This window comes from Rufibacter aurantiacus (genome assembly GCF_017916345.1).
Classification (GTDB): Bacteria; Bacteroidota; Bacteroidia; order Cytophagales; family Hymenobacteraceae; genus Nibribacter; species Nibribacter roseolus.
This window is the reverse complement of the sequence record NZ_JAFMSV010000005.1, coordinates 72,517-99,014: the sequence shown is the minus strand read 5'-3', so window position 1 is coordinate 99,014 and position 26,498 is coordinate 72,517. Positions and strand designations below refer to the sequence as shown.

At 47.3% G+C, this 26,498-nt stretch carries 19 protein-coding genes; 5 read left to right on the top strand and 14 right to left on the bottom strand.

Annotation, left to right across the window (positions count from 1 at the left end):
- Positions 1–11: 11 nt before the first annotated feature.
- The 12 genes from J3P34_RS19440 to J3P34_RS19385 form a co-directional block, all read right to left on the bottom strand.
- On the bottom strand, positions 12–3,317 hold the full coding sequence (locus J3P34_RS19440) for a SusC/RagA family TonB-linked outer membrane protein (RefSeq protein ID WP_246853811.1): 3,306 nt from the start codon (positions 3,315–3,317) through the stop codon (positions 12–14).
- A gap of 153 nt (positions 3,318–3,470) precedes the next feature.
- Entirely contained in the window at positions 3,471–4,547 is a 1,077-nt protein-coding gene (locus tag J3P34_RS19435; protein WP_210490306.1) for a FecR family protein, read from the bottom strand.
- Between the two features lie 242 nt (positions 4,548–4,789).
- Positions 4,790–5,458, bottom strand: a complete 669-nt coding sequence (locus tag J3P34_RS19430) for an RNA polymerase sigma factor (protein ID WP_210490305.1) — start codon at positions 5,456–5,458, stop codon at positions 4,790–4,792.
- Between the two features lie 682 nt (positions 5,459–6,140).
- Positions 6,141–7,043, bottom strand: a complete 903-nt coding sequence (ypfJ, locus tag J3P34_RS19425) for a KPN_02809 family neutral zinc metallopeptidase (RefSeq protein ID WP_210490304.1) — start codon at positions 7,041–7,043, stop codon at positions 6,141–6,143.
- A 314-nt stretch (positions 7,044–7,357) separates the two neighbouring features.
- A complete protein-coding gene (locus tag J3P34_RS19420) occupies positions 7,358–8,749 on the bottom strand; it encodes a sigma 54-interacting transcriptional regulator (RefSeq protein ID WP_210490303.1) in 1,392 nt (463 codons plus the stop codon).
- Between the two features lie 287 nt (positions 8,750–9,036).
- A complete protein-coding gene (locus tag J3P34_RS19415; RefSeq protein WP_210490301.1) occupies positions 9,037–9,876 on the bottom strand; it encodes an amidohydrolase family protein in 840 nt (279 codons plus the stop codon).
- Positions 9,877–9,957: 81 nt separating this feature from the next.
- A complete protein-coding gene (locus tag J3P34_RS19410; protein WP_210490300.1) occupies positions 9,958–11,052 on the bottom strand; it encodes a hypothetical protein in 1,095 nt (364 codons plus the stop codon).
- Positions 11,003–12,124, bottom strand: coding sequence for a pyridoxal phosphate-dependent aminotransferase family protein (locus J3P34_RS19405; protein ID WP_210490299.1), 1,122 nt, complete (start codon positions 12,122–12,124; stop codon positions 11,003–11,005). Before J3P34_RS19405 ends, J3P34_RS19410 begins: the two co-directional genes overlap by 50 nt.
- On the bottom strand, positions 12,117–14,189 hold the full coding sequence (locus J3P34_RS19400; protein WP_210490297.1) for a hypothetical protein: 2,073 nt from the start codon (positions 14,187–14,189) through the stop codon (positions 12,117–12,119). The genes J3P34_RS19405 and J3P34_RS19400 overlap by 8 nt, the downstream gene beginning before the upstream one ends.
- Before the next feature lie 14 nt (positions 14,190–14,203).
- Complete coding sequence (locus J3P34_RS19395) at positions 14,204–15,475, bottom strand: hypothetical protein (protein WP_210490296.1); 1,272 nt, start codon at positions 15,473–15,475, stop codon at positions 14,204–14,206.
- 68 nt (positions 15,476–15,543) lie between these two features.
- Complete coding sequence (locus J3P34_RS19390; protein WP_210464271.1) at positions 15,544–16,326, bottom strand: hypothetical protein; 783 nt, start codon at positions 16,324–16,326, stop codon at positions 15,544–15,546.
- Between the two features lie 66 nt (positions 16,327–16,392).
- Positions 16,393–17,283, bottom strand: coding sequence for a hypothetical protein (locus J3P34_RS19385; RefSeq protein ID WP_210490295.1), 891 nt, complete (start codon positions 17,281–17,283; stop codon positions 16,393–16,395).
- A 531-nt stretch (positions 17,284–17,814) separates the two neighbouring features.
- On the opposite strand from J3P34_RS19385, the gene J3P34_RS19380 reads away from it, so the two are divergent.
- The 3 genes from J3P34_RS19380 (at position 17,815) to J3P34_RS19370 (ending at position 20,186) form a co-directional block, all read left to right on the top strand.
- Positions 17,815–18,654 (top strand): alpha/beta fold hydrolase, encoded by an 840-nt coding sequence (locus tag J3P34_RS19380; RefSeq protein ID WP_210490294.1) that lies wholly within the window; start codon positions 17,815–17,817, stop codon positions 18,652–18,654.
- A gap of 287 nt (positions 18,655–18,941) precedes the next feature.
- Complete coding sequence (locus J3P34_RS19375) at positions 18,942–19,364, top strand: DUF1810 domain-containing protein (RefSeq protein WP_210490293.1); 423 nt, start codon at positions 18,942–18,944, stop codon at positions 19,362–19,364.
- Positions 19,365–19,472: 108 nt separating this feature from the next.
- Positions 19,473–20,186: a RibD family protein gene (locus J3P34_RS19370; RefSeq protein WP_210490292.1), complete on the top strand. Its 714-nt coding sequence runs from the start codon at positions 19,473–19,475 to the stop codon at positions 20,184–20,186.
- 227 nt (positions 20,187–20,413) lie between these two features.
- On the opposite strand, the gene J3P34_RS19365 is transcribed toward J3P34_RS19370, so the two are convergent.
- Together J3P34_RS19365 and J3P34_RS19360 are read right to left on the bottom strand one after the other, a co-directional pair.
- Positions 20,414–20,872, bottom strand: coding sequence for a hypothetical protein (locus tag J3P34_RS19365; protein ID WP_210490291.1), 459 nt, complete (start codon positions 20,870–20,872; stop codon positions 20,414–20,416).
- A gap of 1,903 nt (positions 20,873–22,775) precedes the next feature.
- Positions 22,776–24,515 (bottom strand): WYL domain-containing protein, encoded by a 1,740-nt coding sequence (locus J3P34_RS19360; RefSeq protein ID WP_210490289.1) that lies wholly within the window; start codon positions 24,513–24,515, stop codon positions 22,776–22,778.
- Between the two features lie 96 nt (positions 24,516–24,611).
- Between J3P34_RS19360 and J3P34_RS19355 the strand changes: the two genes are divergently transcribed.
- Complete coding sequence (locus J3P34_RS19355; protein WP_210490287.1) at positions 24,612–25,382, top strand: nucleotidyltransferase domain-containing protein; 771 nt, start codon at positions 24,612–24,614, stop codon at positions 25,380–25,382.
- Positions 25,363–26,433, top strand: coding sequence for a DNA polymerase beta superfamily protein (locus J3P34_RS19350; protein ID WP_210490286.1), 1,071 nt, complete (start codon positions 25,363–25,365; stop codon positions 26,431–26,433). The genes J3P34_RS19355 and J3P34_RS19350 overlap by 20 nt, the downstream gene beginning before the upstream one ends.
- Positions 26,434–26,498: the final 65 nt, after the last annotated feature.

The window sequence follows — 26,498 nt, the reverse complement described above, 5'->3', positions numbered from 1 at the left end:
TGGCTGTTTAATTAGAAGGTGACATCTAGACCAAAACCATAGTAGACAGGCGTAGGATAGGCTCTTCCACTGTTTGCCCCAGAATTACTGAGGTTGTTGTTGAATTCGGTGATTTCAGGATCTATGAATTTCAACTTGGAGAGCGTGTAAAGATTCTGCCCGGAGAAATAAGCCCGCATAGACTTCATTCCTATTTTACCAATAAGCGAGGTTGGCAGGGTATAGCCAATCTGCAGGTTCTTCAGTCTCACATAAGAGGCGTCATAGAGGTACATATCTGAGCCCCTCCGGAAGTTATTCTCAGTTGATTGACTTCCACTGGCAGAAAGCCGCGGGTACCGGGCGCCTGGGTTCTGAGGAGTCCAAAAATCAAGCTGGTGCTGGTACATCACCTGAGAATAATTAAAGTGGAAGGGCTCCACTAACTCACCTCTCAGGAAGGTGCTCCGCTGCCCCACCCCCTGGAAGAAAACGTTCAGATCAAATCCTTTGAACTTCAGGTTATAGGTAGCTCCAAAGGTGTAGCGGGGAAAAGGGTTCCCAAGAACAAACTTGTCATTATCATCTATGATGTTGTCTCCATTCACGTCAACATATCGGTTGTCGCCTGGTGACAGGTTAAGTCCTGCGGGCTTGGGACCTCTTTCAATTTCATCAAGGTTCTGAAAATAGCCGTCTCGTTTCAGCCCCACATAGGAGTTATAAGGCAACCCTTCTCTTAGAATCACCTGCATCTCATCTGCCCCGGTTAAGCGCTCTTTCCCTTCAAAATAGAGCACCTTGTTCTTAGAGTCCCCAAGATTGAAGGAAAAAGAGTGGTCAAAGCTGCCATGGGAAATCCGGTAGTTCAGGTTGATCTCCCAACCTTTATTTTCCACCTTACCGGCATTATAAGTTGGAAGAGAGGCTCCATAAACTCCTGGCACGCTTGGCGGGATAAGAATGTCACTGGTGATTTTATTGAAGTAATCCAGTGACAGGGTTAACGCGTTGTTCAGGAAACTTGCATCTATGCCCGCATTGAAAGTAGCAGCCTTCTCCCACCTGATGTCTGGGTTGGCAAACGCAAAGCCTGTGCCGCCTACGCCGGCATTGTTAAAGCCATAGGCATTTTGGTAAGTAAAGTAAGTGGTCAGGTACTGATAATCTCCCACGCTCTGGTTACCCAAAACCCCATAAGAAGCCCTCAATTTCAAATCACCAATATTGTCCCGATAGCCAGTCAGGAAACTCTCCTCACTGATCCGATAACCGGCGGAAATGGAAGGGAAAAAGCCCCACCTGTTGTTCCTGTTGAACTTGGACGATCCGTCTACTCTGAAGCTGACCTCCCCGTAGTACTTGTCCCTGAAAGCGTAAGAGGCTCTCCCAAACAGGGAGTTCAGGCTCGTTTCAACTGTTCTTTGGTTTGTATTATAGGAATCTGTGCTTACTATGGTTCCAGACACAGGGGTGCCCAATTCTGGATCAGTATAGGTTTTGAATAGGCCGTTGCTTTGACTGGTGTAAGATTCATTTGAAATACCCACTAACACATTGGTGGCATGGTCTTGCGAGAACGTTTTGTTGAACTCGGCTAAAAGCTGGGTATTAAGCGAAAGATTTTTACTGTTCTCATCATTGGTATTACGGTTGGCGCCGGAAGTTCCATTAGGGAAGTAGTCTACCTGCATGGTTCTGGCAAACTGATGGTTGGAAACCAAGCTTCCGCCAAATACCCCTCTCAGTTTAAACGATTTGGTTACTTCAAACTCCGCGTTGATGTTCCCGAAAATATTATCGTTGTTGTACTTCCGGTAGCCTCCTTTCTCCAAAACGCCCAAAGGGTTAAATTCAGAGAGGACATCATTGGTAAGATAGCGGCCTTGCTCATCTTTCAGCTGATAATAGGTAGGCACCCTTCCGGCATCTACAATAAGCGTTTGCGTGGAGGAGGAATGGTCTTTGATCTGACTGCGGGTATACGCCAGTATGCTGGTCAATTTCAACTTCCCGTAGTCACTGGTCAGGTTGAGGCGGTAGTTGTACCTTGAATGCCCATAATTTGGTCCTATCAGGTTGCTTCGCTGGTCTGCCACTCCTGCTGAGATAAGAAAGGTGGAAGTTTCGCTTCCGCCGGACAAGCTCAGGTTATGGTTCTGCTGAACAGCATTCTGCAGGATCGTATTCAGAAACCATTCATTGTCACCCTGCTCCTGGAATCTTCTGATGTCTTCTGGTCCGTAGATGGGTGGCAACCCGGCGTTTACGGTTGCCTGGCTTCTAAGGATGGCGTTCTCATATCCTTTTACCGGCTTGTATAAAACTTTGGGCTCTTGGATGCCCACCAAGGCATTGTATGTCACCGTTGGGCGGGTATTCTTTTTCCCCTTCTTGGTGGTAATTAGGATGACCCCGTTAGCCGCTCTTGAACCATAAATGGCGGCACTCCCTGCATCCTTCAGAACAGAAACGCTTTCAATGTCATTCGGATTTAACAGGTTGATATCTCCTCCTACTATCCCGTCAATCACCACCAACGGACTGTTGTTTCCCAAGGTGCTGATGCCCCGGATATTTATACTTGGGGACTGACCGGGCTCATAACTGGTCTGTTGGATGATGAGGTTGGGAGAAGCCCCTTGCAAAGCCTGCGTTGCCGTCATGGCGGGCTTCCCTTCAATCACAGCTGAGGTCACCTGATCCACTGCCCCTACCACACTGGTGCGCTGCTGCGTTCCATACCCAACCACCACTACTTCCCCAAGGGCCTGATCATCTTCCTGAAGGGTTACATTAATGGAGGTTCTATTGCTTATTGCTACTTCCTGCGTTTTGAACCCAATGTAAGAGAAGACAAGTACCCCGCTTTCCAGTCCGCTTGGCAACTTTAGGGAATACCTTCCTTCTACATCGGTGGTAACGCCAATGCCCGCCACACCTTTCACCACCACGGTCACCCCGGGCAAGCCATTTCCCTGTGCATCTTTTACTTCGCCGGTAACGGTGATGTCTGCCTTCACCTTGTTGCTTTCAAGAAGGGTTGTTTTAGGACGCACATTTGGGCCAGATGCAGGAATGATGACGAATGTATTGGCCCCCACTTTTTCCGCGCTCAGGTTATAAGGCTTCAGGATTCTTTCCATGTCTTGGATCAAATTGCCGCTCATGGGTTTCAGAGCCCCGGCCTCGGTTTTGATTCTAGACAGGAGCTCACTGTCATAATTGAGGTTTACCTTATAATGGTCGCCTAACTCTTTTATCACCTTGGATAGGGAGATTGTCTTTTGCTCCGTTCCCGCATAGCTTCTGGGAGTAGACCGTAATGCGGTTGTCATTGCTTGTGCAGACACCTGCATCGCTACACATAGTAGTAAGGGAGTGAGCATTTTTTGCTTGCTAAAAGGTTTTACCATATGGCCATAAAGTTTAGGTATAGTTATAGGGAAGGATCAATTCAATTGGTATTTGGCCCTAAGACCGGAAGGGTTTCAACTAAAGTCCAGTTGATTGCCTTGTTGGGAAATCTTCAGGTGGAATAATTTCTCAAGGGCCACAAAGAGGACCTCAACTTTGTCAAGGGGAACGGAACCTGTATAGCGTCTGCTCATGAGTTCACGATTAGAAAAGGTTACCTTAAATCCATATACATCCTCTAACACACGGGCTACATCCGTTAACGGGGCATCGGCAAACATGAGTTTATTGTACTGGAAAGCATTGTAAATCTCCGGGTGCTGGACGGTACTTTTCACCAGCTTCCCTTCTCCAGTTTTTTGGGCAGCAAACGCCACTGCTTCACCCGGGCTAAGCGTCTCCTGCGCTACTGTCTCCTGGAAAAAGCCCAGCAAGCCTTTCTTGGCCACAGAGAATTCTACCTTCCCTTCATTCAAAACAACTTTGGTGTCATGCGGTCGTTTGGTGGCGGTAAACTGGGTTCCAAGCACCTCAATGAAAACCGTATCGGCTAGCTTTACTTTGAATTTTTGGTCGTTTTGCTGGTGGGTGACTTTAAAGAAAGCCTCTCCTTTAAGAGTTACTTCCCGCGTAGATTCAGCATACCAAGACTTCTTAAAACTTAAAGATGAATTGGCATTCAAGGTCACTTCTGAACCATCTGGCAACAAAACACTTTTCACCTCACCGTATTGGGTGGCATAGCGGATGGTCTCCCCTTGTCCACGCTGCATCAGGTAGTACAAGGCAATACTAAGCACTACCAGTGCCGTAAGGCTTGCCGCTACTCTGGAAGCAACCCTCCAGGCCGCAGGACGAAGGCGATGCACTGTCCCTTCTGTGTTGTCATGGCTGAATTCTGGTTGAGCAGTGATCCGGCTCTGGATCTGAGTCCAAACCTCGGCTTTCTCTGAGGCAGCCCAATCAGAACCTGTATTTTGCCCCATGGCAAAGACCAACGTCTTAGCTTGCTCTATGAGTTTTGACTTGTCAGGATTAGCTTTGAGGTAGGTTTGCCAGTAAGCTGCAGCGTCTCCATCTCGCCCTAAAACCCAGTCGCAAAAGCTTGGGTCTAATACAAAATCGTGCAGCGTCTGGTAATTCTCCTCCATCTAGTTTGACTGGTGAATAGTTCTAAATAGCTAAAGGAGATTCCTCTTTGAAGTGACCCACCAGAATGGAAAAATTTTACAGATTTCTTAAAATATTTCGAAATTCACCTCCTACGCATAGACAATGCCTCCAAAATATGCACACTTATTAACATAGTAGCAATATTGCAGCTGTCCTAATAAATAAGGAAAGGTTAAGGTAAATACAGAATAGAGGGAAAGTTACCCCCCAAAGCCTTCTCTTACAGGAAGAATTTTGCCCCGCTTAGCGCCACAAAACTAACGAGAACATCAAATTGAAGCTTTGTGTTGGGTACCTGCAATAAGTTAGTGGAAGAAGCAGAAGGAGTGGAAGTGTAAAAACTCTGCTGTAGAACGTCTATTGCCCTGTAAATCAACTTGTACACTGCCCTCGGGGTGATGTCCAGTAGAGTGGCAATGTCAGAAAATTCCATATTCTGATAAAAACGGAGGTAAATAGCTTCCCGCTGCCGCTCTGAGAGGTTCGCCATGGCTTTTTCCAGATGCTGCCGTAAGAGGTTTTCATCCTCTACCTGTATCAGGTTATCTTCTGAAGAATATTCCTTCTCGTTTTTGGCAAACGCCTGCATGTCTTCAGCCACCATCACGCCTCCTTCTTTTACCTTAAGGGCTATTTGCCTTCTTACCGAGCGCAAAAGATAGTACTTGATGGAAGTAGTGGGCCCAAGCATATGACGCCGGTTCCAGATAGTCACAAAAAGATCCTGCAAACAATCTTTCACTAGTTCCGCATCGGGGTGCAGGCGACAACCATAGTGATAAAGGGTATCTGAAAAGCGAGCAAATATTTGTGAAAAAGCGTTCTCATCACCTGCCCTCATCCTATCCCAAAGCTCAGCTTCTTCCTCCAATAATTGCGCTTTCCCCATTTATTGAACCATTTTCTTGTAATTATATGAAAATTTTACAAAAATTTAACTTTAAAGCTTTGAAAATTTGATTGATGGTCAATTGCGGAGATTTTTCTAAACTTGAAGGCAGATACCCACCTTTTAGCAAGTAAGAAGGAAAACTTTGTTCAACTGGTTCGCCCCTCTTCAAAAGTCCTCAGGTGAAAGCCGCATGGTATTAGATATACAATGATTATCCTTTTCACTAAAGCAGGACCAGAGGCTTTCAGCAGCTATTTGGAAGCAGCGTGATTCTTTCCTTTTTACCTTTCCCGCCCAGCGTGAGCCGCAGCCTTTGCTCAGACTGAATCTCCATTACCTTAAAGCCTATTTGGATATTTTTCAAATAAAAAAGTCAATAAGTGTTCATGATCATCAGAGAATTTGATGATACCTTCCAAATCCTCAGCAAAATAGTTCGACATTAGTCCGCTTTTTGAATATCCAGCATCCTACCTTAAGCTAGATAAAAGAAGTCTAAAAGGATCTGCTGCTCCTTACGCTTTTAGTCCCTTTCCAAAAATAAAGCAATATTCCAGAAACAGCCCGCAGGGTTCTCCTACCTGGCTTTCAAGGAAACTGTTAGACATACTTCACAAAGCATCCCAAATCTGGAAGCTTCCCAAGGGCCAACACCATCTTTCTCATTACTGCAGTTGCCCTATAACTCGGCAGCGTTGAAGGTATCCCCCTGTGCCATGTCTCCTGTTTCGAAGCCTTTTCTGAACCATCTTACTCTTTGGGCAGAGGTGCCGTGGGTGAAGGAGTCTGGCACCACCCTCCCAGTAGATTGTTTTTGAAGGTGGTCATCACCAATGGCACTTGCCGCATTCAGGGCCTCCTCCAGGTCTCCCGGCTCCAGGAATCCGGTTGCTCTTTGCGTGTGGTGAGCCCACAAACCTGCGTAGAAATCAGCCTGCAATTCTACCCTTACCATCAGTCGGTTGAATTCCGTTTCTGACAACCGGCCGCGCATCGCATTTACCTGCTCCATGGTGCCCAGGAGTTTCTGCACATGGTGCCCTACTTCATGGCCCACTACATAGGCCTGCGCAAAGTCTCCCTCTGCTCCCAGCCTGTTTTCCATCTCCCCGAAAAAGCTCAGGTCTATGTACAGCTTTTCATCTCCGGGACAGTAAAAGGGCCCCGAAGCGGATGAGGTAAGCCCACAGGCCGAGTTTACCTGCTCTGAAAACAGAACCAGGGTAGGTTCCCTGTATCCTTGCAGTAACTTGTTCCAGACGTCTTCTGTGTCCGCCAGCACTGTAGCTGTCTGATCGGCCAGTTGCTGTTCCTCTGGGCTCCGCGGGGAGGTATTTGACTGGGCATACTGTGGTTCCCCACCCAGGAACTGCTGGAGGAGCGCTACCGGGTTGGTTCCTGTCAGAAAAAACACCACGGCCAGTATAGCGACTACAACCAGCCCTGCTTTGGAGAAAAGGAGCCGGAACAAGGGTAAGAGTAGCATGGGGCTGATGCCTCCTCCACCACCTCCGAAGCCGCCTCCTGCTTGTCCCCTACGATCTTCTATATTGCTGCTTTTTCTTCTGCCTAGCCATTTCATGTCTATCTGATTTGAAATAAGTGAATGTTAGCGCATTGGATTGTTCCCCAATTGGCCACCGGAAAGCTCCTCCTCTGCACGAACAGTATAACGGTAGGCGCCTCCACTTGGATGCACACAAATCCCACTGTGGACTTGTTTGGGTGTACAGGTGAGATAGGACCGTCCTTTAAGGCCTGCCAATCTAGAGCGAAGACTATCGGGCCTATACAAACAAACATTTTGAAGGAGATCCATGGTACGGAAACGCGCCGGAACAGACATGAGGCAGATTCACCTAAAGTTTCAGTTACGCGTACTTTTTGGCTGTAAAGTCAGTGGCAAACTTTAAGATATGAATTGTGATAGTAATCTGTTTTTTTGTGCATTTGCAGAATCCGCTCACTGCAACCCAGTTTTTGCGCAGCCTGTTTCAGGTTACCATGTTCATCATCAATGACTACTTCCTTCGCAATATTGGTAACGATGTCCTTTACATCTTTCAAGCTTAGCCCGGCATAAATCATCTTTTTGACTGCCTGTTCCAGCTCTTTTGTCCCGAAACAAGATTCCTGTTCCGGAAAATTAGGCCGATCTGCCTCCGGAATATCCCCTACCGTAAACGGCCCTTCCCCTATATGTTTGTTCGCGATCCGGCTTACAAGTTGCTGTAGTTCCCGGATGTTGCCCGGGTAATTGCGCGTAGATAGATATTGGTAAACCTCCGGGTCAACGGGTTGGTTTTTCTTATGGATTTTTCTCAGGAAGTAATCTGCTAACATTGGGATATCTTCTCTCCTTTTCTCAAGGGAAGGTAGTTGGCATACCCAACCTGAAATACGGTAAAATAAATCCTGGCGGAAGTTCCCATTTTTCACCTCTTCAGATAAATCACGATTGGTGGCACTGATAAGCCGGAAATGGGCTTTGCGCCAGGTATTACTGCCTACCCGTTTGTAGGTGCCCTCCTGCAGCACCCTTAATAGTTCCGGCTGTAATGCAAGGGGTAATTCGCCCAGTTCATCCAGAAACAAAGTGCCGCTGTTTGCCAAAGCGATAGCCCCATCCCTGGTGCTTATGGCATTGGTAAAAGCCCCTTTCTCATGGCCAAACAGTTCGCTACCCGAAAGGCTGGGCACAATAGTAGTGCAATCCACCACAACCAAATCCTGTTTGTCTTTCCGGGCATCCAGTTGGTGGATTTCTTTCGTTACCAACTCTTTGCCTGTACCGCTTTCCCCTAAAATCAGGACGGGGCAATCCGTTGAAGCCATTTCAACAATTTGCCGGAGGGTTGCTTGCCAGAGATTGCTTTTACCAATCAGCTTGCTGTTAAGGTATTGTAATTGTCGTTTGGTGCTCTCCCAGTACTGCAGTCTTGCGGATATGATTTCGGTTGGTCTTTCAACGGAGCCCCAGGCCAATACATCTGAGGCACCGGCGTTCAATAGTTTCCAGGATAATCCATGGGGCAAGGCATCTAAGGCAATAGCAATTATCTGATGCTCGCATAAGTGAGCGTGTTCCGCAATACACTCTATAATAGTCGGAATAGGAGCATGGCTATCAAAGAAGATAGCGCCCGGGCCCACTGGAACGTCCTGGTCACATAATGCCTGAACTTTTACATTGGATTGGCCTAATGCATAGATTACGTCTGTGACTCTGGATGAAGCCCGGCAATAGCTCTTAACCCAGAGTTCATTCTCGGAAACGTTCTTCAGCATGATCTAGGAAACTATGATTTGAAATACCATGCCATGCTTTTACTACTTGGTAGCAGAAGGGCTTGGTTCATAGTGAAGCCTCTGGTGAGAATACAGCAATTCCCCTGATGGCGGGTTGGGCTGTATTACATGAAGAGCGGGGTATAGATTGGATTTTAATCCTAATATAAGCACGGTTTTTACTGACTGCTAGCTATTTCCGCAGTATTTTTCCTGAAAGGGCTTCGTAGCGCTCCAAAGCAGCCTTGACAACACAGGTTAAACTAGAGGATGCCAAAAGTGCCTCCTTACTTCCGGACATTAAGGAAATCCTGACCTATTAACCACGGATCGCGAAAGTCGGCGGGTGGCGCACCGGGGCGTTTCACAGCCGTTTTCCTGGTAAAGTCCGGCTGGGTACGGACATTGGAGATCAGGCGCAGGAAATTACCCGACAAAACCATCTGCTGCTCTCTTTCGGGCAAATGCAGGGCGTATATTTTGGAGAGCTCAACACCCGGGTGCAGCCAAGGGCCATCTGAACCAAATAAAATCTTACCGGCACCGGCCCTTTTCACCGCTGTCTTCAACACATCAAAACGGCGGATGCCGGAAGTATCAGTGAAAATATTGCGGTGACGCACCAAATGGTCAATCAAGGAAATTTGCGCTTTCCAGTCATCGGCAAAACTACCTAAATGTGGAATAATAAAATTCACGTCCGGGTATTGGGTAGCGAGTAACTCCACCACCGAGACTTCTCCCATGACATCATACAACACCGGCAGGCGAAAACTCCGGGCTGCTTCACAAATCTCCCGGGTAATGCGGGCGTCGTACCGGTGCACTTTGATGCCACAGAATCTATACTGTTGCACTGCCGTTTTTACTATTGCTAACACGCGGCCTCGGTCCCGTTCAGGATGAATAAAAACGTACCCATAAAACCGGTTAGGTTGCCGGTTAACAATGCCCGCCACTTCTTTGTTGGCGATGGTGTAATCAGAATGAAAAGCGGCAAAAAGGACTGTTTTCTGAATTCCGGCCTCTTTAGCCCAAGTGAGGTAATCGGTTAAGGGCGCATCAGTATCCCAGGGGCCAGTTAAGCCATCCCCTTTCCCGGCGTGGCAATGGCTATCTACTATCATATTGGTCACAAATCGGGATAGATATGGTTTACACAAACAGCTGAACAGAAGCCCTTAAAGCCTTATATTCTCTCCTATGGCCTAAGGGACGGGATAGTAATGCCAGTTGCCTTTCTGGTCAATAATGGCTTTTAAACGGTTAACTGGCTTACCATAGGACCAACCGGTAGAAAACCTAAAAGACCGGATAGCCTCGTAGCTGCCATCGGGCCGTTGGCGGTAATTGCCCTGGTTAATTGTTCCCTGGAAAAGCTGTTTTACCCGCGCATAGTTATGGGGACTGGCAAAAACCCGAGATAGCAAACTGGCTGGTTTTAAACTGTTGGTCATTAGCCGCTCTGCTCTGCGGTTAATCGCTTGGGGCTTATTTAAATGCACGCGTTTATCCAGCAGATAAGTATGGTGCTGTTGCTTGGCTAATTTCAAATTTTTCAGTTGGGGCTTTATCTCCGCCAGTAACTCAGATTGACCAGGGGAAATAGCCACAATCCCGCATTGTCTCAGCTTCTGTAAATTAGCCGTGCTATCAGTTCCTTTGTTGTAGTTTCTTTTCCAGGAGATCTTCAGCTTACTCCCCAAATAATACCTTGTGGCAAAAGCGCATAAATCTGCGGCACAGTAACCGCAGGGACTATTATTGATAAATATCTGAATAGCCCTGATTCTTTTTAAAAACTGAGGGTATTGCTGCAGATGGGCCTTAATCCAGTTTAAGAACTGGGTTTCCGCGTGCGTTTCGTTGCCAACATTGCGGCTTAAGCTCAGGCGGCCTACATTCCAGGTAAGCAAATGAATCACATTTCTCCCTGATTCGGGTAAAAATAAAACCCCTCCGTTCCCTCTTGCGCCCTTGCTTGGTATAGAAACAAACTGGCGTCTGCCCCTGGTCTGGATAGGAACGCGGGCACCGCCCAAACCACCGATGCCGCTGGTAATATGCGGTGTTTTGCCCAGGATGATGGTTTGTAAAGCGAAAGCCGGTAATCTGTCATTGAGCAAGATTACGATACGGGCCTGCGTAACTGGTGCACCAGCTTTATTAGTGGCAGCATACGGCGCTATCCCTGCTATACCCGGAAACTTTACTTCCTGGTGAACAGAATCAGGAGAAGTTGCAGACTGTTGCCTACATAAACAGCCCGGACGACATACGTGTGATTGGTGGTACATTGCCATGTGCCTTTCTTAGGCATATTCGGTTAGCCTCATTTATGCAGTTGGCAGCCCTTATTAATTGCTCCGGTGAATGCAATGCGGTCAGGCAAAAACTGATTTCAGGCTTCTGGCCCTGATGCGGAGCCAGCAGTATAGCCCTGACATTCATGTTCAGCAGTAGTTTGTACATGGTATAAGGGTTTGTTCGGTTGGGCAGCTTTAATACCTGCACCGGGAAAAAGCCTCCCTGGGTAAGAACACCAATCCTAGCTAAACTTTCCCGGAACAACTTTACATTTTCAAATAGCTTCAGGCGGAGCAAATTGCCCCGCTTTCTATTTTCTGCAATTGCCAGGCAAGCAGCCTGCACATGCGCCACAGACACCGGGCTGCTGTGCACCCTTGTTTCGCTCTGGCTTTTAAACTTCTCAATTTGCTTCTGGCTACCACTTAAAACAGATAAAGGCACCCCAAACCCTTTGGCTAAAGAACAAATGGTAAGAATATCATTTCCTTGAACATCATACCATCGCAGCAATCCGCCGCCGCTTTTTCCGTAGGGCTGATCTTTTGTCCGTCCGGTGCCCAAAACACCAAATGCCTGCGTATCATCTACTAAAAGCAAACCGCCATATTTTCTGGTTAGGCTTACATATTCTGGCAAAGGTGCCGGTTTACCGCAATGTGGGCACCAGCCATCGGTAACTACCAAAAGAGAAGCTTTCTGGGCTACATGGTGTCTCAATTTCAAAGCTAAATCTTTTGCATCCTGGTGTTTGAAATGAATTACCTTGGCCCTGCGGGAAGCAGCCCTTTCCAATCCCCATCTGGCTACCGCATATAATTTGTCATCGGCCAGAATGATGGTATTTTCCTTCACCTGGCCAAACACATCCCAGAACAGATGCAGGGAGGAAGGGGAAATGACGCCTCTTTCCAGTCCCTGCATTTTTGCTACCTGGGCTGCCACATACTGATTAGTAGAAGGCTCTTTTAATGCCGCTGGTACCCCAGTGGTTAACCTCTGCCAGAGTGGTACCTGACTTGATGGGTTACAGAAACCCAGGTAGAGTGCTGATGTGAAATCATCCATTCAACTTTTTTTGACCTAGTACCGGTATAGATGGTGACCTCATTGCAGTTGCGGGTCTGTTAAGCAGTAAACCCGGAGTGGCTACATTTGCCTGTAATGCATATTGTTGCCGGCTTTTCTGTAAAGCAGCCTGCTTCTGAATCATGACGGCAGGTGGTAAAAACCTGTCTTCTCCCGTAGCAACCTGGACCCTGGCATCTGTTATATCTGCTCCCAAATCAATGCCCGTTACGGCATTATAGGCATGGATATACCGCTGCACTTCATTGCGCCAGTAGTGGGCCCAATTGGCGGCATTCTGAGCGCCAATGCTGGTTGTGGAATTCCAACTGCCAAACCGTATAGATAGTAACAACTGCTCTCCAAATACGCCCAAATCATGGAAATGCGTTATATTGGGTACATTCCAATCCTGTAGGGTTTTCATAGTGTCCACCTTATCCATCCAGGCTTCAGAATAGGGAACCATAATTCTGCCCCCTAAAAACTCCCTCATTTCGGTTCTGGAAAGTAGCCATTGCTGAATAAGCATTTCTACCCTAGATGTCCAGGGAAGGTCACCGTACTGATTGTGGGCTCCTTCGGCTAAAATCAAGTGGACCTCCCTCAGGTGGTTTAATAACGGGAAGGCATCCGGGATAACTGTAGTAAAGTTGGCCTGATTGTAAAAATCCACACAAGCTTTCAGGAGGTTATGGAAAGCCCGGATGAAATTAGTGCGATGTTCGGCCACACCTAATTGGGGCACGGCTTTTCCAATCAAGGAAAGACCATATTCATACTGATATTCCAGGTTTCGACGGTTCAGACTTAAACGGTTCCGTTCATCCTCTATATAAGTCCATAGAAGGTTATTCAATGGTCTTAGCGGATCAATATTCAAATTAGCTAATGGGTCTTTGCCTGAACCTCCCCGCACGTTCTGAAATCTCCGGCTTATGGCGTTCATGGTTTGTACTAATCCACCCTCCTCGTGCCAGTAAGACCATATCAATTCTACCATACAAGGACCTATCAGTTTAGATTTCAGAATTCCGTAACAGGCCTGCGGTATAGGAAATTTACTAAGCTCTCCATTTAAAGGTATCTGGATATCACCATTAACAAAACTCAATATTCCTGGCAACTCATGCGGCTCTTTCAGAGGAACTTCACTTAGTTTCTGTTGAATGAGGCTAAAATAGGGCAGCGCATACCCTCCTTCGCCGTTAAGTTGCTCCAGGTATTCATTTCTGATAGAAGACAAATCAATATCTGACCGAGCAGTGCGGTTAAATTCATCCTGCAGGTTTCTCCCGTTCGCCAGTATGTCATTCAGTCTATCCCAGTTAATATCCCCATCGGCTTCATATAAATTGTTAGGCACTAAGCCGCACTCCTGCATCATGTAATACTCTGTCGCATACTTAAGTAAACTGTAGGAGGAAGAATTGTGGAAAGGTAACCGATAGGAAAATACTGTTTTTTGCAGGGCACTAGGTTTGTTCGCGCTATAAACGCCATCGTCACACATCACACTATCCATATACCTTTTGTACCGGTTGAAATCTATGGTCCGATTCCGGATTAATACCCACAGAAGTTGATCAGACGTTTCAATGCGCCTGGTTTCGTTCAGCGTGACCTTGATAGGGACTGTATTTATGGAAGGCGCTGATTTTGGCAGGATTTTAACTCTAATGGGGCCAGCTGGATCAATATCTTCAAATCCTTCTGAATTATTAAAAGCGGCTGTCACCTCGTATAATCCTGGTCTGGAGCCATTCTCCCTGATGGAACTACCACCTTTGATGTGCCAGATAAACTCTACCCGGCTTGCTTCATCTCTTGATGGATCCAAATAAACAGTCTTGTTTTCATAAGCTGCGTCACTAAGTGCAACAGACTGTTTGGTTAGAAAATCTATGATTACTAATTCGGGGAAATTAGATTTTGCTTCAATAAAGTCCCTAAAATTATATCCTTTATCTTTTGCACTGTTTCCTTTCTCCAGAACAAGTGAAATGTATACATCATCCCCGGCAACTATCTCCTCCGGAAAGATGACATTTAAGTCTTTTTGCATGGTAACCTCCTGTTTTAAATCAGTTGAAGTTGTTTTGGTGAATAGTGGAGTTCTCCCTGCTGCACGGCTTCTAACATGTGCCGTTTACCGGCCACACAATAATGCTGCGAACGCAGTAATGCCCAGCGGGTGAGCATGTGTTGTAAAATCCGGCTTTCTTCTGCCGAGGTAATACTTCTGTTGTATTTGGCTTGACCCAGTACCGCAAAAACCAGGGTAGGAGCCGCTGACTCCATTAAGGTGGGCGAATGCCGCCAGCGTTGGTAAAGTTCTTGTAGCCTGCCTGGTTGCCGCTCTTTGAAAGGGAAAATTTCCTTCAGCAGTTTTCCTTTCAAAGACTCTGGTTTATGATTGATGAGCAGGTTGGCGAATTGGGGCAGTATTTTTTCAAGTGAATCAATAATCTGCCGTTTACCGGGTTCTAATCCCTTTGTGGGATAAAAGGATTCCCATTGTTTTTCCATGAAGTTCCATTGCGGGTGCGGATACAGGGCTCTTCCTAAAGCGAGGCTGATTTTAACTCTAATCCAGGGAAACGGGTGGGGACCATCAGTACCTATTCTGAAAACAAAGTAACTGGGTAAGCCTACTACGCCTATTAACCCGGTGGTGGCGCTTATCCCAAGATGGGCCATGGCCCAGAAGTCCGATATTATCTCTGATATCCACCGGCTTAGCAACTGCCAGGCCAGTACGTTCCGCCCCTGCTTTACTTTCAGGTTTATGGCTTCTTTTACAGATTCAATCAGGTTAAGTAAATCTGAACCTTGGTGCCCAACTTCATGGATGAGCGAGGAGGCAATGCCGCTGCCCACTAGTCTTTCACGGGGTACCTGAATCACACCTACCGGGTTAGTATCGCCGCCTGGTAACCTGGTGCGGGCCCGCCTGATGGCAGCACCGTGGCCCCGGTCAAGGAAACACACCAATGGTGGCGGATGATAATAGCTCCCGGGTAAAGCCAGGGCATCCATCGCCATTACATCCAGACCCGCGAGCCAGACGCCGGTGCTGTGCTCCCCCCTTTGGGATAATACATCGGCAAAAATATCCAGCTGGTCCAGCAGGTTATTGAAGCGCAGCTTCAACAGAGCGTAACGGGTCTGGGCTTCTGCCGCTGTAACCTTCTGGCTGGCGGGGCTGTTCAACCACGATATGAATGCGTTAACCTTTTGCTTTACCTCTAGACTTACCTTGTTTATTAATTCGCTGATGGCGTTCTGGGCTTCTGCTGAAATAGCTGCGGCCCTTACCATGGGCGTATTCAAGGCAAAAGGTTTCACCATATCCAGCCGGGTTAACAACGCCGTGGCCTCATTCTCCAGGAATTGATTATCAGCAACAGACCGGGCCATTATGCATCATATATAACCAAGGTCCTACCTCTTCTGACCCAACTTCCCCGGCTGGCTCCGGTTGATCCATTGCCGTTTAGCCGGCTACCACCTCCCATCATGCCATAGCCGTTCTGACCTCTCCCTATACCCGCGTTTTTAGCCAGAAGGCCTGGGGCATACTTACTGGCAGATTGCTTCAGGGCGGCTCTTATAATCTGATTGGGCTGGGCACCCGGATTGCTTCTGTACATGGCAGATCCTCTGCGCAGGGCATCATTGGCAAACCGGACATAGGCGCGGGCAACTTCAAATTCTCTGTCTTCAGGGCTAAGTCCTTCCAGTTCCAATTCAAAAAGCTTGGTAGCCATAGAGCCTAATTGCCGGCCAGCCATGGCACCCAACGGCCCACCAATAGCACCTCCCAAAGCCCCCGCAGCCCAAGGCAAGGCTTTTTTGGCCACGCTTTTAAGAACACCACCCAAGGCTTTACCTACAGGTGATTTAATGAATTTCCCGGCGCTTTTTACCAATTTGCCCAGAAAGTAGTTTAATTCCTGCTCATTGCTCACACTCAGCAATTCGTTGGCTAGTTCTAATTCCTGGCTTTCATTTAACTCGCCCTGGTATTCATTTTCACCTTGGTATTCATTCTCTCCCTGGTACTCGGTGAGAAACTCCTGGTTAAACTCCTGCCCGAGGACACCGCCAAGCTCCTGACCATATTCCTGGCCGAATTCCTGCCCAAACTCGTTTCCGAATTCCAGCTCGTTACCGAATTCAAATTCTCTGTTGTCGTACATGATAATTGAGTTTTAGTATTTAGGGATTTATTTTTCAGCAGGTTTGCCCCAATCCAACGGCTTGGTTTACTGGAATTCATAAAGAATAATGGACCGGCCTCTTCTTACCCAGGTGCCTTTGCGGCGTTGGCCAATTAGGGTGTTCATTCCATTCACTCCCTTGTATTTGATGCGGAAAAGACCCGGCGCATATTGCTGCGCTACCTGCGGAATGATATTTTGGGAGAGGGTAGGTAAATCAATAGAGGGGTTGTTTCTGATGGCAGCATTGGCTCTTTTGGCTACCTCTGAGGCAAACTGTACATACGAACGCGCAATTTCGTATTCACCCTCTTCAGGGCTTAGGCTTTCCAGTTCAAGGTTAAAGACCCGTTGGGCTGTAGACGCTAGCAAAGTACCGGCTTTACTTCCCAGCCAGGCACCACCTTGTTTTCCCAGGTAAGCGCCTCCTTGTCTCAAACCGCCGCTTACCGCCTGGCCAATAGCCCCATTCCCTAAACGGTTGGTAATTGCTTGGCCGGCCCTTGCCCCTAAAGCACTCCCGGCCTGACCACCCAGGTTAGATGCCAACTGTGGAAGCGTGCTTTTTCCAAAATTAACCAGGAAACGGCCTACACTTTGTCCGGTAGGGGACTGAACAAAGCCCGAAGCCGCTTTCGCTACTTTGCCCATCAGTTTCCCTACAAACTGATTTAACTCCTGCTCGTTCGTTACCGCCAGCAGTTCATTGGTCAGTTCCATTTCCAGGTTTCCCTGTATTTCTCCCTGGTATTCATATTCCATTTCAGGGCTAAACTCCGGGTTTAGCTCTTGTATGAATTCATTCCCAAATTCATAGCCTGTTTCCTGTCCAAATTCATAGCCAGCTTCTTGCCCAAACTCGTTTCCGAACTCCTGGCTGAACTCAAGTTCATTTCCAAACTCTTGTTCTCTTAAGGTGCGATCGATGTCATGCATAATGTTAGGTTTAACTGAATAGCTGAATACTGTTGCTATACAGTTGCCAAGTACTATGCCAGGACAAAAAAGCGGCTTAACAGGCTGTTTTGGGGGTAGAAAACGAAATTTATTTCGTTTTGAGCGAAAAATCGTTCATAAAGCGAAATCAATTTCAGGGTCTTTTACAGTAATTCTATACCTGATGAATTGAAAACCAGACTTCTGTTTTTTAGAGAAGTAAACGTGATCAGACTTGAAAAAGGGCTGTTTTACTCGTTAACCTTATACATAGTTGGAAGCTTTTTACCGACAAGGCAACTATACCTTTTTTCTGTCAGCCCCTTTTTAAATCCCCAAACTATTGCCTGAAGTATCTCCATGTCTATGGGGATCAGAGCATGACAGGACCTTGGTTTCTAACCCAACCGGAGGTGGGTACTGAGGCGGCAGACTACCTCCTTTCTTGGGTGAAAAGCTTGTACGTTTCAAACAAAAGCCGGGGGATTGCTGTACCTACTTATATCCCCAACCACCAACCTTATAAAACCTATGAAATTCATTGTTAAGCAGGATGCGACCACTGGAGAGGAGCTGCAACTCTCCTACACCGACTACGGCGCGGGGCGTCCCGTGGTGCTGATCCACGGCTGGCCCTTGAGCAAGGAGATGTGGGAGTACCAGGTGGATGACCTCGTCAGTGCCGGGCTGCGGGTCATCGCCTATGACCGGCGGGGCTTCGGACATTCCGCCAAACCGTGGCAGGGCTACGACTACGACTCCCTCACCGAGGACCTGAGAGACATCATGGATCACCTTGACCTGCGCGACGCCGTTTTGGTGGGCTTTTCCATGGGCGGCGGCGAGGCCGTGCGGTACCTGAGTCGGTACGGCAGCGAGCGGGTCTCCAAACTGGTGCTGGTCAGCGCTGTCCCTCCTTTTCTGGCCAAGACACCCAACAACCCCGAGGGAGTAGACCAGAGCGTGTTCGAGGAGATCATGGCCAACCTCAAGGAGGACCGGATCGGGTTCCTGGATGATTTCGGCAAGAAGTTCTTCGGGGTGAGCCTGATGAACCACCCGGTAAGCGCCCCCCTGTTGGATTACTACCGCATGCTGGCCTCCGTTGCCTCTCCCCGGGCCACGCAGCAGTGCGCCATCGCCTTCGCCCAAACCGACTTCAGGGCTGACGTGCAGGCCATCCGGGTGCCCACCCTGATTATCCACGGCGATGCTGACCAAACCGTTCCTATAAAAGCCAGCAGCGACCGGACTGCTGCCATGATTTCCGGCAGCCAGTACTTGGTGTATGAGGACGCACCCCACGGGCTGTTCTATACCCACAAAGAGAAGCTGAACCAAGACCTAATCTCCTTTATCACCTCTACATAGTGGTCAGGTAAACTCTTGAAAGCATTTTTAGATTGCTTTCCAACAAGTCTAAATCATACCGGCAGCTTGTAGTTGATAAGAAAGAAGATATTTCAAAGAGTGGGGGTCAGTAATTACTGACCCCCACTCTTTTTTTAAGTGAATAGTTGACCATTGCTTTTTTGTTTTCAAGGGTACTTCAAGGGCCAATGTTTAAAGCTAATTTCAACTGCTCCATCTAAAATAGATTCATCATTCTGAGGAGAATCTGCCGTATACATCCGAATAAATATTTTTTATACCACTCCATGAAAGAGAACGGCTTACAAAGATTCCTGAGCGCTCAGGAAGAAGACTATGAAGTGGCACTTTCTGAAATAAGAAAAGGAAGAAAACACAGCCACTGGATGTGGTATATCTTTCCGCAGATCCGGGGGCTGGGTTTTAGCGAGACATCTAACTTTTACGGCATCAAAGACCTGAAGGAAGCCGAGGCATATCTAAAGCACCCTGTTTTAGGCAGCCGGCTCGTGCAGATTTGTGAGGCACTTCTGAAACTGGAAGAGAACAATGCCCACCGCATTTTCGGAAGCCCCGATGACCTGAAACTCAAATCTTCCATGACCTTGTTCGCCGCATTACCAGATACAAACCCTGTGTTCAGAGAAGTTTTGCAGAAATTCTTCCACGGCAAACAAGACGAGAAAACACTACAACTCCTTCACCGCTAACTTTGCTTGGCAGAAAGAAAGGTGAATTATGTCCTTACTTCCATAAAGCATTAAATCACTTTAAATGGATTTATAGCTTAGTTTTAAAATTTTAAAGCAAAAACGTAAATGTTAGATACCAAGAAGCCTTATGTCATTTGCCACATGCTTGGTTCTGTGGATGGCCGGATCAAACAAAATATCTGGGGATTTAAAGACCACCATAAGTACTTTGAAGAAACCGCCGAGAAAATTGAGGCAGATGCCTGGTTAGTGGGCCGGGTCACTATGCAGGAATTTTCGAGCAAGAAAACCTATTCCATAGAGGGAGACTATGATTCAATTCCGAATGAGGACTTTATAGCGGAGCAGGAATCCAAAACCTATGCTGTGGTGATTGACCCATCCGGGAAATGTTTTTGGGACACCAACATGGTCTCTACCGAGCACGTGATTGAGGTCCTGACTGAACGAGTGCCTTCTGGTTACCTGGCGCACCTCAAAAGTAAGAACGTGTCGTACATCTTCGGCGGGAAAGAGGAGCTGGACCTTGACCTGGTGCTCAGAAAACTCGCCAGCCTGTTTGGCATGAAGACGGTGCGCATAGACGGCGGAGGCCACGTAAACGGCTCTTTCCTGAAAGCCGGTCTGATAGACGAGTTCAGTCTGGTGCTGGCCCCCGTCGCCGATGGTACCATTGGCTCACCCACGGTGTTTGAGGCAGCCGAAGGCTATGAAAACCGGAAAGCCACGCAGTTCAAAATCAAGTCCGTGGACCGCATCTATGATGACTTCTTGTGGATCAGGTACCAGGTGGTCAAAGACCAGGAAACTGGTAGATAAGATTTTATAGACATTGGGTTGTTATTGGATTCAGCATGCCTAATCCGAGTGGCTTTCTGCCGGTGTCTTAAAGATGATTAAACGGGGAGGGTAAAGGCACATTTTTTTACATGTGCCTTTACCCCTCTCCTTTACTTCTTTACCTCTGCGAAAAATTTTATTACTGTTCCAGTTAACTTGACGAACAGCAACCTGTTTTCACCCCGTCGCATGAGACAGAGAATACCTTATTTTTTAGCCGTAAACCCCACGGGTACCTTTAAGTCGCCCTTGTCGTACATGTTGATGTAGATACTCAGCGTGTCTTTCCCTCCTTCCCAGTACACCCTGTATTTGTCTAGCAGGCCCTCGCCCATAAAACCGTTCGGGGTCTTGAAGCCGCAGCAGCTCCCCGCCCGATAATAACCAACCTGCTCCCCATTGAGGCCGAGCAGCGCGTTGAGGAACCTCCGTTCGTTTCTGGGGCCGCTGCTTTCAAGACTACCTCCCACCTTGATGGGGTTACTCCTGTCGTATCCGTAAGACTTGTCGCTGCTTGTCTCCCTCAGCAAGTAGGTGTCCTCGTCGTGGGACTCTACGGTTTGGGTCCGGGTGTCACCGATACTGTTTTCGGCTGTGGTTGACCTTTTTTGGGTGGCACAGCCCGTCAGGGCCACCATGCCGATCATAAGTAATATCTTTCTCATTCATTTTTTTTTGGATTGGTTGTGTTTTCTTCCAAGCGGCACTTCACCACCGGCCTTCTCCAAGTACCTTCGTCATTATGATGCAGGGAGACGTTGGTTTCCATTAGCCACCTCTTGGCCTTTCATTTTAAGTAGAGCAATACACTCTACTCTATAGAATATCGCCAAGAACATGGTTATGGAAGACAACAGCACGATCAATGACCCGCACCTCAAAAACAGGGACTTCTCCGAACTATTTTCCTCCTAAAGCGCTAGCCTGATACCACAACATGCCTCGCCCCATCCCAGCGGCCCGTGCTACTACTAAGGAAGAAAAGGAATATGAGAAAAGGGTTTTTAGGGTATGGGTTGATGGTATTCGTTGCTGCCCGAGGAATATGATTTGCTTGATTGCAATGGCAATGTGCAATGGATTGGTATATTGACATTATGTTATTCATATTCGCGATCCTGTTTCTTGGCTTGTGTCTTTTTGCAGCCCCAATTACCTATTATCTTCATCGCTACCTGAAAAGTAAAAGGGAGCCGCCATTGGTGCGGTTCCTTTTGGCAGGTGCAACCTTTGTATTGGTCGTTTGCATTTGTTGGGCTTTGTTCTATGAGATATACCTATCCTAAATAATGTTTAAGAAAGGTCCATTGAAAACATAGTAATTCTCCTTTCACTTATTCTGGTGCTGTCACCCATCTTACTATATTTCATTTATAGGTGGGTGAAAGAGCAATAGCCATGCTCCAGCAAAAATTCTTTATGGTTTCATCAACCTTGCCACCGCTGAATTGTATGCCTCCTCGGTGGCGATGTTGCCATTCATAACAGAGGAGTAAAACACAATTATGGAAACATTGATTATTCTGGTGTTGGCTGCCATACCTTCATTACCCATTTGCTACTTTTTACTTTACGTGAAGAAAATGGGTGTCTAACTTGTTAAAAGGCTTCTCCTTTCTACAATTGCCGTCCTTTTGGTGGATTTTGTTGGGTGGTGTGTTTTGGTGTTCTTGATATTCCACTTGTTGACTGTGCCTGGATGGATGCATTGAGCAAAATAGGTATATTGAAAACCATTATGGCAACAGTTATTACTTTGGGTATGCTCACCCTTTCATTCCTACCGGTTTTCTACCTTTATAGGAACATGAAAAACAGAGGAGTTTCAAGGTTGGTGCGTATCCTGACCTCTGTCTGTGTTTCCCTGATAACAGTGGTAATCGAATGCTTGGTGGTGTTTTGGCTTTATGCAATCTCTGGTAAGCACTAAAGCCTCGATTTCATTCCCATGCTAGTATTCATTGCCTTATTCATCTCCCCTATTATCTTGTTCTTCACTTATCGTAAGCTGAAGATAAATGGGAGTATTTCGCCTGGTGATAGAAATCTTCTTTTGTTGGTAATAGTCCTTTCCAGTATAGGATTCCTGTGTTGGGGAATCTGGTTATTCCAGATGCTTAATTGATGTTATGGTCTCAGATACTTTCCTTCTTTCCTTTCTTACCATTACCTCTGTTGCGTTCCTTTTCTTCATGTACCGCTGGATGGTTCGTCAGGGATTTCCCACGCCAGTCAGGTTGAAGGTGACGGTAATACTTGCAATCATTGCAGTGCTGATGTCATTGGGGCTTATATGGGTACTACAATTGTATTTTGAGCATCAGGATGTGAAAATGGACAGGGAACCTGATGCCAAAATAGTGGCACTTACATCCTCTGTTCAAGGACGTAGGCCCCCTCCTCTGCCAACCGTCAGTACTTCAGCCACGCGTCTTAGCAAGCTTCTCCGCCCCGCTTATCAACTCGCAGATAGCGCAGCAGAGAGGTAAAAAAGAAATAACAAAATGATGTTCGTCACATAGCATAGAATTTATGCCATGTAAATTTTCTAATGAAGCAACTTTTCATTTAGAAATCCTCCCGCTCCAACCATTCTAAACCTTCTGGCAAGTCAAGGCAGTTGAACTCCAGGTGGATTACCCGGCGGTGCTTTTCATTCACTGTTTTGGAGGAGGAATGCAAGGTGAGTGGTTTCATCAGGTGCACGCCTCCCTTCAGAACTTTGCAGCACTTACTTTCTGTAGTCTCACGCAAATTGCTGATTTCTTCATGAGACAGGGCGCTGAAATGGGTTTTGGGTATCACCCGCAAAGCTCCATTCTTTTCGTCGGTGTCATCCAGGTGAACACGCACGGTAATAGCTTTATGAAGGTAATCCAGAGGCGGGATCACACTGATCAATCCAGCCTTGTTCGTCCAGCCCCGGAAACCATCTGAATCCACTTTTTCTTTCACATTGATGGGCACGTCCTGGTGCCAGGTCACGTACCAGTTCGACTTTGGAGGTTTGTCAAAGTAGATGGCTTTTGTCAAAAAGTAATCCTCTCCAAACCCCTCCTTCACCAAGGATTTGAGGTTTTGATTAAAGAGCACAGACTTTAGGTTAGGGATTTCCTGCAACAGGTTTCGGATTGAGAAAAGGCCATCTGTTCCATGGAATCGATTGGGATCTTCCGTAGCTCGGTTTATGATAGACAGCATTTTCCCTACCTCCTTCTGGGTGTACATGCCATCCAAGATGGCAGTGCCAGTGCGAAGTAGTTTTTTCTTACTTGACTCTAGCTCAATCAAGCGCAACTCTTTTTCATAAAGCTCCGCCGCGTTTTTCATCTTTTCCTGAATCCTGCGCTTCAAACGCTCAGGTTTCAGCACCTTGATGCAGTCCCCGAAGCCAAGTATCTCGCGTTCCAGTTCAAAGTTCATCTGCACCTCCAGCTGAATGATGACACCGTTGCCGGTGCGCTCCAGCATTTTCTGTGAATGGTGCAGGGGCTTGGTGAGCACATAAGGAGCATTGTCTGCATTCACATAAAGCTCCACCGTCTGGGGAGGTTCATTTACATTCACCGTCACGCCAATTACATCCTTAAAGAACGACTCTACATTAATTGACGAATTATCCAGATAAGGCACCATAGCCTCTTCCACAGTGATAATTCTGTCCAAGGCCAACGTGAGCACAGGTTGGCTAGCCTTCTTGATACCGATCAGGAACCACCGGTTTCTGAACTCCTTCAGGAAATAAGGATGGAAATTAAACGAGCTCGCCTCCCGCGCCCTGAAAGATTGGTAAGAGAGCGTAATGGCCTTTTTCCTCAGAATGGCCTGATAAAGCACGTCTATGTGCTCCAGGCCTTTCAGGTGTTCATTTTTCTCCAGGTCAATGATGGGGGCCTGCTTTGTTTTGGCGGTATGGATGCGGTCCTCCAGTTTCTGCACCATCCCGTTCAACTCATTGAAGTGCGTAAAGCCCTTGAATTGCCGCAGGATCTCCACCACCTCGGTCAATTTGCCTAGATCCTGATCTGTGAGCGGGATGTTGGTGATGGAGTACTCGGGGTCTTCATAAGTGTAGTACTTCTTGTCCACCACCACAATGGGTGCGTTATATCCCAGCTTGTCACTGCGCATGAGCTGCAAATCCATCTGCACCGAGCGCCGACTCACACCTTTGTCTATTCCCTCGTACTCATACAAAGCCTCAGAACAAGCTTCAATCAGGTCTTCAAGGGTCCAGGTACGGTAGCGGTTTCTAAGGCAGTTATCAATAGTTCTGAACCGGATAAGGGCGTTGCGGTTAACGGGCATGAGCTGGTATTTGAAAGAAAGTTAGAAAAAACTTTCTGCTGCGCAAAAACACTGCGTAGTAGTGTCATTCTTTTGAGGTATCAAAAGAATGACACTATGAAAGAACTAATACAACAGAAACTGAAAGGACTGGAAAGCGATTATAACATCACCATTCTTTTTGCGGTAGAGAGCGGGAGCCGCGCTTGGGGATTCCCTTCGCCCGACAGCGATTATGACGTGCGGTTTATTTACAAGCATATGCCTGAGTGGTATCTGTCACTGGACGAACAGAAAGATACCATCAACAGCCTGGAAGGGGAACTGGATCTGGTTGGTTGGGATGTACGCAAAGCCCTGCGTCTACTCAGGAAATCCAACGCCGCCCTGTTTGAGAAACTACAATCACCCATTCGGTACGGCCAGCAAGGATGCTTTTTAGAAGAAATCCAGCGCTTGGCTCCGGCCTATTTCTCACCTATGGCAGGACTGCACCACTACCTTAGCATGGCTTTTAATTACTACAAGGCCAGTGCACCAGAGCAAGACGTAAAACTGAAGAGTTACTTTTACCTGCTCCGCACCACCTTGGCAAGTCTATGGATTGTGGAGAACGGCACTATCCCTCCTATGGAGTTCAAAGAGTTACTGCCGTTAGTACAGGACAGAAAGCAACTTGATAAGGTGGAGCAGCTTTTAGAAGTAAAAACCCAGGAGGGAGAGCAATACCGCCACCCTAAAGAAGTAGAACTGGAAACGTACCTGCTACAGATATTAAACTACTGTGAAAGCAAGGCAGACTCCTTACCCAAAAGTGTGGGCACCACCCAAACTTTAGACCAACTGTTTAGAACTACTATCCTGGAATATGACACTAACCATTCCTGATCTACACCCAAGAAAGTTGCTTCTGCTGGAAAGCATTAGCGGTAGCAAAGCTTATGGCCTGGATACCCCTGCTTCTGACACCGACCTCCGGGGCGTGTTCGTGCTTCCACAGGATGACCTTTACGGGTTGGGGCATACAGAGCAGTTAAGCAATACCAGCAATGACATTGTGTATTATGAGCTGAAACGCTTTGTGGAGTTGTTGGCCAAGAACAACCCCAACATGCTGGAACTGCTGGCCGTGCCTGAAGATTGTCTTCTGCATCTTCACCCCATGTTTAAACGGCTCACCCCAGAGCTTTTCCTTTCCAAACTTTGCCAAAGCACGTTTGCGGGGTACGCACTCACGCAGGTGAAAAAAGCAAAGGGTCTAAATAAGAAGATCGTGAATCCGGTAGAACCGCAGCACAAATCTGTGCTGGACTTCTGCTATGTAACGCAGGGACAGGGAGCCGTGCCGTTGCAGGAGTTCCTGGCGCAACAGGGCATAGAGCTAGAAGCGTGCGGCCTTGCCAAAATCCCCCACATGCCGGAGCTGTACGGCCTCTACTTTCAAGAGGGTACCAGGTTCAAAGGAGTTGTGCAGAGTGACGTGGCCAATGATGTCTCCCTCAGCTCTATTCCTAAAGGTCTGGCCCCAATTGCCACCATGTCTTTCAACAAAAACGGCTACTCAACCTATTGCAGGGAATACAAAGAATACTGGGAATGGGTGGAGAAACGAAACGATGCCCGTTACCAAAATACCCTGAGTCAAGGCAAGAACTACGATGCCAAGAACCTCATGCACACGTTCCGGCTCCTGGACATGGCCGAGGAGATAGCCCGCACGGACCAGATAGTGGTGCGGCGTCCTAACCGTGATTTCTTATTGAAGATCAGGGACGGTGAATTTGAGTATGCCCAGCTAGTTGACATGGCCGAGGAGCGGATTTCCAAAATGGATGATTTATATGCCGCCTCAGACCTACCTGAGGAGCCCGATGTGGAAAGGATCAACCAGACACTGGTTGAGATGCGGAGGGACTTTTATAATGCATACCGTTATTAGAGGGAGTGTAGCTTAGTCCTCGTTTCGACTTCTTTTTTAGAAAAGAGGCCGAAAACGAGGACTTT